Source organism: uncultured Barnesiella sp. (genome assembly GCF_946496565.1).
GTDB lineage: Bacteria > Bacteroidota > Bacteroidia > Bacteroidales > Barnesiellaceae > Barnesiella > Barnesiella merdigallinarum.
The window spans coordinates 112834-121450 of sequence record NZ_CAMMHD010000009.1 but is presented as its reverse complement, the minus strand read 5'-3'; the positions used below and the strand labels follow the sequence as shown (position 1 = coordinate 121450).

The window sequence follows — 8617 nt, the reverse complement described above, 5'->3', positions numbered from 1 at the left end:
AAAGACGAGCGCAGAGGCAAACGAAAAACGAAGTTTTCGACATTTGACAGTGCCGGGAATAAAAGAGCCCCACCTGTTCGCAGTGAGCAAGTGGGTATGGGCAGGACCAAATCGTTGTCGCGACCAGCCGTTTCAACAAAAGGCATTGATGAGGATCGGTACGCTCACCTCGAGTACGATACCATGCAGAACGGCGATGGGTATGAGCTCTTCGCCTCGTGTGGTATTGCGTACAATCATGGGCAGGCACACATCCATCGAGTTGATGCCGGCCACCGATATAGGCACCAGTCGTCCGCCCCAGCGGGCCAACGTAGGAGTGCCAAAGAGGGCAATCATTTCGCGTATGACGTTGGCAAGCAGAGCCACGGTAGCCAGTTCGGTAGCGCCCTGCACGCCGAGGGTTGCACTCTTGAGGTCGGCAATCAGCACCGACGAGAGCGAGTAGTATCCAAACCCGCTCCCCACGAGCAGGCAGTCGCTGAGGTTACGCCCGTGCAGCAGCAATACCCCTATGGCCGAGAAGAGCAGGGTGCCGGCGATGGTAAAGAGGGGCAGCAGCGACATGCGAGGATTGAGCGAGCGGACCAGCTGGCGCAAGTCGGTGGCACTGCCCAGACTGATGCCTACTTGCAGGATGAGCAGCGAGAGGATAATCATAGGCAGGTCGTGCCCGTGCAGCCAGTCGGGTGCCTGGTTTGAAAGTCCCAGCGCAATACCGGCCACGAAACATCCCAGAATGAGCAGATTCTCTTTCATAGTTTACCTCCTTTCTTGAAGAAGAGCCGTTGGGCAGCCCGGGCAGCCACGATGCTGCCGACTACGCCCAGGCAGGCAATGACCAGAGCTTGCCAGCCAAATCGGTACAGGTTGTCGATGAGGTCGCGGTTAGACCCTATCGAAATACCGAAAACAAACAACAGCAGGCATACGGTGGCCTGAATGCCCCATTTCGTAGCCTTTACGCAGGAGCGTCCCCGCAGGAGCATCCCTACGCCTATGCCTATGGCGAGTAAGATGAGAATGCGAAACATAGTTGTACACGCTTTTGTGCAGCACTTCTCCGTCGGCCGTATATGCCGAGGGTTACCTGGCTGCAATGATGGTAATATAGAGTTTGATTGAGTCTGGGGCGAGGTGCTTGCCCCGGTCGGGAGTTGTGCCGATAGCGGTGCCACTACTCCCTTTATAGAAGGGGAATGGCTCAAATGAACCCGCTGAACCAGTGGACATACACCGTGGGCGAGGTAGGCGATGCGTTACCTCGAACGATGGAAAATCGAACTTTGTTCAGCACTAATATCATACAAATAAGCGTATAAAAATTCGATGCAAAGGTAGCTATCTTTTGGTTACTCCCAATAGAAGCGTGGCGAACTTAATATTATTTAAGAGATTCGCCGGCTTTTTTGCACTCGTTGTTCGTTGGCTGGTGTAGACCTGTGGGAGGATTAGGGGCTCGACCGTCATTCGAATGCTGTTTCCTGTCTACGAAGTTGAGCGGTAGGCGCGGCATGACGACCGGGGATAGAAGTAAAGAGGGCCGTGTCGATTTTCGCGCTCGACACAGCCCTCGATTAGTCGTATTCGATCTATCGAATTATTTCTTGGCATTCTCCTGTTTGCAGCAGGGCGTGTTGGCTTTTTTGCAGTTGGTTTTGCAAGGAGCTTGTTTGCCACAGTTGGCGTTCTGTTTGCAGCAGTTGGCATTCGACTGGCATTTTTTCTGGCAGTTTGCCCTGCACTCTTTGCCGGTGCAGTTGGTGCACTTGCACGCTTGGCAATTCCCTTTACACTCTTTGCATTTGCAATCGGTGCATTTGCACTCTTTCTTATTGCATTCCTTTTTGCAGCACTCGGTTTTCGCTTTGTTGTCGGTCGTGTTTTGAGCAACAGCCGGTAAAGCGATGATCGAGGCGGCGGCAATACAGGCCATAATAAGTAATTTCTTCATAGGTCTTGTGTATTTTAATGAGATTACGTTGCAAATATAATACGAAGTCGTTGTGACTCAAATACAACGATTCTTATTTTTTCGAAAAAGCAGGCACAAGGTTTGTAAAAGGTGTAAAATCGTACTGATTCTTATCTGTACCGTACGCTCTTCACGAACTTTTCGACTTGCTGCTTGCGTCCTCTTTGCCCCTGTTGTGGACGAAGACAGGCTGCGCCTCGGCAAAGCACAAATAAATTTGCTTTTGCTCTCGGCTTGCACCTCTTTGGCCCTGTTGGGGCCCGAAGATAGGCTGTGCCTCGGCAAAGCACAAATAAATTTGTTTTTGCTCTCGGCTTGCACTATCTTTGACACAAAAACAAAATTCAAGACAATGAAACTTAAAATTTATTTATCGCTACTGCTGCTCGTTTGCCTCGGAGGCAGCCTGGTACGGGCCGACGAGCACCCGAAACGGGAGTTCCGTGGAGCGTGGATTCATACGGTGGGGCAGAGCCGTTACCGCGATATGGACCGGGATTCCATGCAGCGCTATTTCAATGAGATGTTGGACAGTCTCCAGCACATCGGTATCAATGCGGTGATTTTCCAGGTGCGCCCTACGGCCGACGCCTTCTATCCCTCGCAGTTGGAGCCGTGGAGCAAATATCTCACGGGGCAGCAAGGGGTGGCTCCCAACCCTATGTGGGACCCGCTGCAATATCTGATTGACCAGTGCCATGCCCGCAATATGGAGTTGCACGCCTGGCTCAATCCCTACCGGGTGGGGACGGTCGGAGCCGAGCCGCTGGCACCGTCGCACATCTATTACAAGCATCCCGAGTGGTTCGTCCAATATGGTAAACAGCTCTATTTCGACCCGGGATTGCCCGAGTGCCGCGAGTTTATCGGCCGGGTGGTCGACGATATTGTGACTCGCTACGATGTCGATGCCATCCACATGGACGACTATTTCTATCCCTATCCTATTGCCGGCAGCGAGTTCCCCGACGATAACAGCTACGCCCGCTATGGTAACGGTATGGAGCGGGGTGACTGGCGTCGCGAGAATGTGAACCTGCTCATCAAGGAGTTGAGCGGGATTATCAAGACGCGCAAACCCTGGGTGCGCTTCGGTATCAGCCCCTTCGGTATCTACCGTAACCAGAAGAGCGACCCCGACGGCAGTGCGACCAACGGCTTGCAGAACTACGACCAGCTCTATGCCGATGTGTTGCTGTGGACCCGTAACGGTTGGGTGGACTACATGTTGCCGCAACTCTATTGGGAGATCGGCCACAAGGCGGCTTGTGTCGAGACGCTTATCTATTGGTGGAACAACCATGCCAACGGCCGGCACCTCTATATCGGGCAGGATGTGGTGCGCACCATGAATGCTACCGACGTGAATCCCATCTACACACAGTTGAACCACAAGATGCAGTTGAGCCGCTACCTCGACCACGTGGGGGGCAACTGTTTCTGGCCGGGCTACTCGTTGCTCGAGAATTACAAGGGTATAGCCGACGACTTGCGCAACTACTACCACGCCGTACCTGCCCTTATCCCGGCTTATACCTTTATCGACAGCAAGGCTCCGGCCGAGGTGAAGGGGCTCAAGGCCAAGTGGACCCCCGACGGTTACGAGCTGCAATGGAAACGCAAGGAGACCAAAGACGAGATGCAGAAACAGATTTACTTCTGTGTCTATCGTTTTACCCCGAGCGAGAAGATTAACCTCTACGATACCTCTCATCTGGTGACGGTGACCCGCGATACCCGCTGCCTGCTCCCCTATAAACGGGGTACTCGCGAGTATGTCTATGTGGTGACGGCTGTAGACCGCATGCACAACGAGAGCGACGGCAAGAGCAAGAAAGTGAAATTGTAACCGGTCTTGTCGAGACCGAACGAATTTGGCGGCGTTGGCTGCCGAGGAGGCCACCCCCGGTTGAGGGGCGGCCTCCTCTTGTTTTTTAATGTTGGGTTTTCGGGACGGTCAGGCTCTGAATCCGACACGTACCGGCTGAGGAACTCTCAAGTCGGGGCGAAGGGCCAGTCGCGCTTCGGCTTCGTCGATGTCGGTCGCCTCTACGGTGCTGAGCAGCACCCGGTCGGTACGGTCGTGGCCGGGAATGGACATGATGCGGCGAGCCATGCTTTTGACAATGCCCTGTTCTATCAGGTTGTGCACCCAGCGGCCGTTCCCGAAGTGGGCGTCGCGGTGAGCGGTAGCTCGGGCAATCGCCGCCCGTAGCCGCTGTTCGGCAGCAGGGGTCAGTACAAATCCCCGGTCTTGCAGCGTCTGGCAGGCAATGGCGTAGAGTTCGTCGTTGGTATAGTCTTCGAAATAGAATTTCAGGGGGAAGCGATCCTTCAATCCCGGGTTCGACTGGAGCAGAGTCTGCATCTTCTCTTCATAGCCGGCCAGAATCACAATCAGGTCGGGGTCGGGTTCCGACAGGATGGGGAGCAGGGCGTGAATCACCTCCTTGCCGAAGTCGTTCGACTCCTTGCTGCGGCCCACCAGCGTGTATGCCTCGTCGATAAAGAGCACCCCGCCTCGGGCCTGCTCCAGCACCTCCTTCATGCGGTTCTCGGTGTGACCTATGTATTCGCCCACCAGGTCGGTGCGGCAGGTCTCTACCGTGTGCCCCTTCGAGAGCACTCCCATTTGATGATACAGTTCGCCTACCAGACGGGCCACCGTAGTCTTCCCGGTCCCCGGGTTGCCATAGAACAGCATGTGGTGACGATTCTCTTCGTGGGGGTCGAGGCCAAGTTCGCGGCGCTCCCGGGCAAACCGGGCCGCCAGGCAGGCATCCTGCATGTCGGCTTTCAGTTGAGAGAGGCCAATGAGTCTTTCCAGTTTCTGAGTGGCATTGCACGAGGTGTCGGTCGTTTCGGGGCAGGGCTGTCTGAGGTCGCAGACGCCGGCCTCCTCGGGCAGCGGCAATTCTGTCTCCTCGTCGTCGTTCCATATCGAGTTGTCCGGCATCTCCGACAGAGCAAAGGTCGTATGCTCGTCGAAGAGGTCGGCCAGAGCCGGGATATACTGCAACAGCAAGTCGATGTTCTTTTCCGAGCCGTGGAACACGAAGGGCAGGGCATCGGCACTCTTGAGCCAGTCGCTCAGCAAGTCGAGCATGTTTTCGTTACAGGTGCTGGTGCCCATGCGATCGACCTGCACCACGACCGTCTTTTTGTCGTCGAGGTTGTCTCGCAACAGCGACCAGCTCAAGCGGCCCGATAGCAGGTCGTTGAGGGCAAACCGGCAACAGGCCTTCGGATGGCTGTCGGTGAGGCTGGCCGCCAGAATGCTGGTGGCAAAAGCAGCCGCCTGCGCCTCGTCGCCCGATACCACCCAGTGCCGCTTCGGGGAGGGAGCGGAGGTGTACCAGAGCAGACTGTCGATGAGTTTGCGAATGGCCGTGGGCGAGATCGACCCCTGAGCCAATCGGCTCCACCACGGTTGGTGGCACAGGTGGCCGACGAAGAAGAGCGCTTCGGGGTGGTCGGCAGCCTCTTCGAGGGCGATGTTTTCCCACTTGTCATAGTCGCTGAACAGCGCAAACGAGGCGTAGCCCCGCAGGAGTCCGTTGCAATAGAGAAACAGGTGGCAGCAATCTTCGAGCCAATAGGAGCTGGAGGCCAGTTGGAAACGTATCTTGCGGGGTGCCTTTCGGCCGTTGGGCTTTTGCCACACGTCGGCACCCAGCAGTTGATAACGGGTAGAGTAGATGCGAATCGACACCTCTTGCACCGGGTCGGGCAGAGTGTCGGTCGAGAGTTCGGCAATCAGCAGATTGATAGCATATTCGGGTCCCTCGAGCGAATCGTCGAGCGAACGCATGATTCGTAAAGTCAGAGGATTATTCATAACAACAAATGATTTTAAGGTGAAAAAATGAGAAAAAGAATTGTGCGCTGCCCTCTTCGCCTCACGCGAAAACGACAACTGAACCACGCTCGTTTCCCAGGACGAAACGAACGTAACTTTTCCGATTACGTCAAAGAACGCAACAAATCCGCTCCCTGCGAGTGCGGGTACAATCTTGTCGGGTTCATGCCCTACGGCGCGAACCAGACTCGAAAGCTTGTTGCGTGATACATCTCTTTGACAATCATTTGTTGTATATGATCAAAATTTACAGTCTGCCGCCTGCAGTGGCGAGACTGTGCAGAGGCAAAGGTAGTGAATGGAGTGAGAGCCTGCAAGCAAAATCGGAAAATTTTTTTGGTACAACCCTCTATCTTTTATAAAGATAGCTGTGCACGGGTAGGTGTATAAGGTGTCAGTAGGTGGGGCAATGTTCTGTTGTTTATGGAGGTGTCATGGTCGATACATCGGACAACGTCCCGACAGTTGTCGCTCTCTCGGATATGTTCAAAATCATCAAAAATTTAAACCAAAGATTTTTGCAAAAAAGCCCCTTTTTGCTATCTTAGTAGCGCAAAAAAGAGATAAATATCATGGCGAAGCGAGTATACTTGGGCTTAGGCTCGAACCTGGGGAATAAGGAGCAAATCATCAGGAAAGCCATCGACCGGATTGGCAAGCGGGTAGGCACGGTTGTAGCCGTGTCGTCGTTCTACAAGACAGAGCCGTGGGGGTACCAGTCGGTACATACCTTTTGCAATGCGGCCATGGCTGTCGATACCGATTTGCTGCCCGAGGAGGTGCTCTCGACCGTACAGGCCATCGAGCGAGAGTTGGGGAGCAAGGACCACCGGCGGAGCGACGGCAGTTATGCCGACCGGCTTATCGACATCGACCTGCTCGACTACGACGGCCAGGTGCTCGACACCTATGCGCTGGTGCTTCCTCACCCCTACATGCACAAGCGCACCTTTGTGATGGAGCCTCTCGCCGAGATTGCCCCGCAGTGGATGCACTCCGTTCTGGGCAAGACGGCTGCCGAGATACTGGCCGGCCTGGAGGGGCGGTAACATCCAGGGAGAGAATGCCGTATTTGCTGCGGTAGCTGTCGTGGCAAATTGAAAATTCGTTGCGAAAAGAGCGATAAAATTTGGTATTGCTCGCGGCATATATTATCTTTGCCGCGCAATTACAAAAAACTGTGGAAGGATTTGGCTGCTTGCAACCACGAAAAAAAATGCTAAAACTGCGTTACGGGGTCTCGCCGAGGCCCGTCCGGCTTTATCAAAATCAGTTTACTTTCGTGGGCTTTGCAGTCGTTCTTCCTTGAAAAAGAAGTATTTACTATTTATTCAAGAGAGAAATGAACTATTTGTTTACCTCGGAATCGGTGTCGGAAGGACACCCCGATAAAGTGGCCGATCAGATTTCGGACGCTTTGCTTGACGAGTTCCTGGCCTATGACCCGAACTCGAAAGTTGCTTGCGAAACCCTTGTGACGACCGGGCAGGTCGTTTTGGCGGGCGAGGTTAAATCGAATGCTTATGTCGATTTGATGGAGGTGACCCGTCGGGTAATTCACCGGATTGGATATAATAAGAGCTCGTACAAATTCGATGCCGACTCGTGCGGCATCTTCTCGGCCATTCACGAACAGTCGGCCGACATCAACCGGGGCGTGGAGCGTGCCGATGCCATGGAGCAGGGTGCCGGCGACCAGGGCATGATGTTTGGTTATGCCTGCAACGAGACAGACAACTACATGCCTCTCTCGCTCGACCTGTCGCACCTATTGCTCATCGAGCTGGCCGCCATTCGCCGCGAGGCTTCGGCCATGACCTATCTGCGTAAGGGGCGGGTGACATCGTATCTGCGTCCCGACTCGAAGTCGCAGGTGACTATCGAATACAACGAGAAGAATGAGCCGGTGCGCGTGCACACCATTGTCATCTCGACCCAGCACGACGAGTTCGTGACGCCGGTCGATGGCTCGAAAGAGGCACAGGATGCTGCCGACCGCGAGATGTTGCAGACCATTTATAACGATGTGAAGACGGTGCTTTTGCCCCGCGTGATAGCCCAGTTGCCCGAGCGGGTACGGGCTCTCTTCGACGATCAGCTGGTGCTGCTGGTGAACCCCACGGGCAAGTTTGTCATCGGCGGGCCTCACGGCGATACCGGTCTCACGGGTCGCAAGATCATTGTCGACACCTATGGCGGCAAGGGTGGTCACGGCGGTGGCGCCTTCTCGGGCAAAGACCCTTCGAAGGTAGACCGTTCGGCTGCCTATGCCGCCCGGCATATAGCCAAGAACCTGGTGGCCGCCGGTGTATCCGACGAGATTCTGGTGCAGGTATCCTATGCCATCGGGGTGGCCGAGCCGGTGAGCATCTACGTGAATACCTACGGCAAGTCGCATGTGCCGATGAGTGATGCCGAGATTGCCCGTCGCGTGGGCGAGATATTCGACATGCGTCCCCGGGCTATCGAGGAGCGGTTGAAGCTGCGTAACCCCATCTATGAGGAGACCGCGGCTTATGGCCACATGGGCCGTAAACCGCAGACGGTGGTCAAGACCTTCACGTCGCACTACAACACCGAGCCGGTGGTGCGCGAGGTAGAGCTCTTCACCTGGGAGAAACTCGACTATGTGGATGTAGTGAAGAAAGCCTTCAATCTCGACTGACCGATAGACCGGTCGAAACGGAACCATACGAAGGGTGTGCCTGCGATTTTCGAACGGGTGCACCCTTCGCTCGTTTTCGACAGGGGTAATTCGGCGAGGCTGTTGGGGGATGCCTTTA

Annotated in this window: 7 protein-coding genes; 3 read left to right on the top strand and 4 right to left on the bottom strand. The window is 54.9% G+C overall.

Going from position 1 to position 8617, the window contains the following annotated elements; genetic code table 11:
* Window positions 1-132 precede the first annotated feature (132 nt).
* The 3 genes from Q1K76_RS06640 to Q1K76_RS06630 all read right to left on the bottom strand — a co-directional run bounded on the left by Q1K76_RS06640 (window position 133) and on the right by Q1K76_RS06630 (window position 1954).
* Window positions 133-759 carry a lysine exporter LysO family protein gene (locus Q1K76_RS06640; protein ID WP_087407953.1) on the bottom strand — a complete coding sequence of 209 codons (627 nt, stop codon included), beginning with the start codon at window positions 757-759 and terminating at the stop codon, window positions 133-135.
* The gene (locus Q1K76_RS06635; RefSeq protein WP_258326863.1) at window positions 756-1034 is read right to left on the bottom strand and encodes a lysine exporter LysO family protein; all 279 of its coding nucleotides are present in this window, start codon (window positions 1032-1034) and stop codon (window positions 756-758) included. The genes Q1K76_RS06640 and Q1K76_RS06635 overlap by 4 nt, the downstream gene beginning before the upstream one ends.
* 566 nt (window positions 1035-1600) lie before the next feature.
* On the bottom strand, window positions 1601-1954 hold the full coding sequence (locus tag Q1K76_RS06630; protein WP_298661956.1) for a hypothetical protein: 354 nt from the start codon (window positions 1952-1954) through the stop codon (window positions 1601-1603).
* A 373-nt stretch (window positions 1955-2327) separates the two neighbouring features.
* Here Q1K76_RS06630 and Q1K76_RS06625 point away from each other — a divergent pair, with 373 nt between their 5' ends.
* On the top strand, window positions 2328-3824 hold the full coding sequence (locus Q1K76_RS06625) for a family 10 glycosylhydrolase (protein ID WP_258326861.1): 1497 nt from the start codon (window positions 2328-2330) through the stop codon (window positions 3822-3824).
* A gap of 108 nt (window positions 3825-3932) precedes the next feature.
* Here Q1K76_RS06625 and Q1K76_RS06620 read toward each other — a convergent pair whose 3' ends face one another.
* Window positions 3933-5813 (bottom strand): AAA family ATPase, encoded by a 1881-nt coding sequence (locus tag Q1K76_RS06620; RefSeq protein ID WP_087407958.1) that lies wholly within the window; start codon window positions 5811-5813, stop codon window positions 3933-3935.
* A gap of 593 nt (window positions 5814-6406) precedes the next feature.
* On the opposite strand from Q1K76_RS06620, the gene folK reads away from it, so the two are divergent.
* Together folK and metK are read left to right on the top strand one after the other, a co-directional pair.
* Window positions 6407-6883, top strand: a complete 477-nt coding sequence (gene folK / locus Q1K76_RS06615) for a 2-amino-4-hydroxy-6-hydroxymethyldihydropteridine diphosphokinase (RefSeq protein WP_300132003.1) — start codon at window positions 6407-6409, stop codon at window positions 6881-6883.
* 293 nt (window positions 6884-7176) lie between these two features.
* On the top strand, window positions 7177-8499 hold the full coding sequence (metK, locus tag Q1K76_RS06610; RefSeq protein ID WP_087407961.1) for a methionine adenosyltransferase: 1323 nt from the start codon (window positions 7177-7179) through the stop codon (window positions 8497-8499).
* Window positions 8500-8617: the final 118 nt, after the last annotated feature.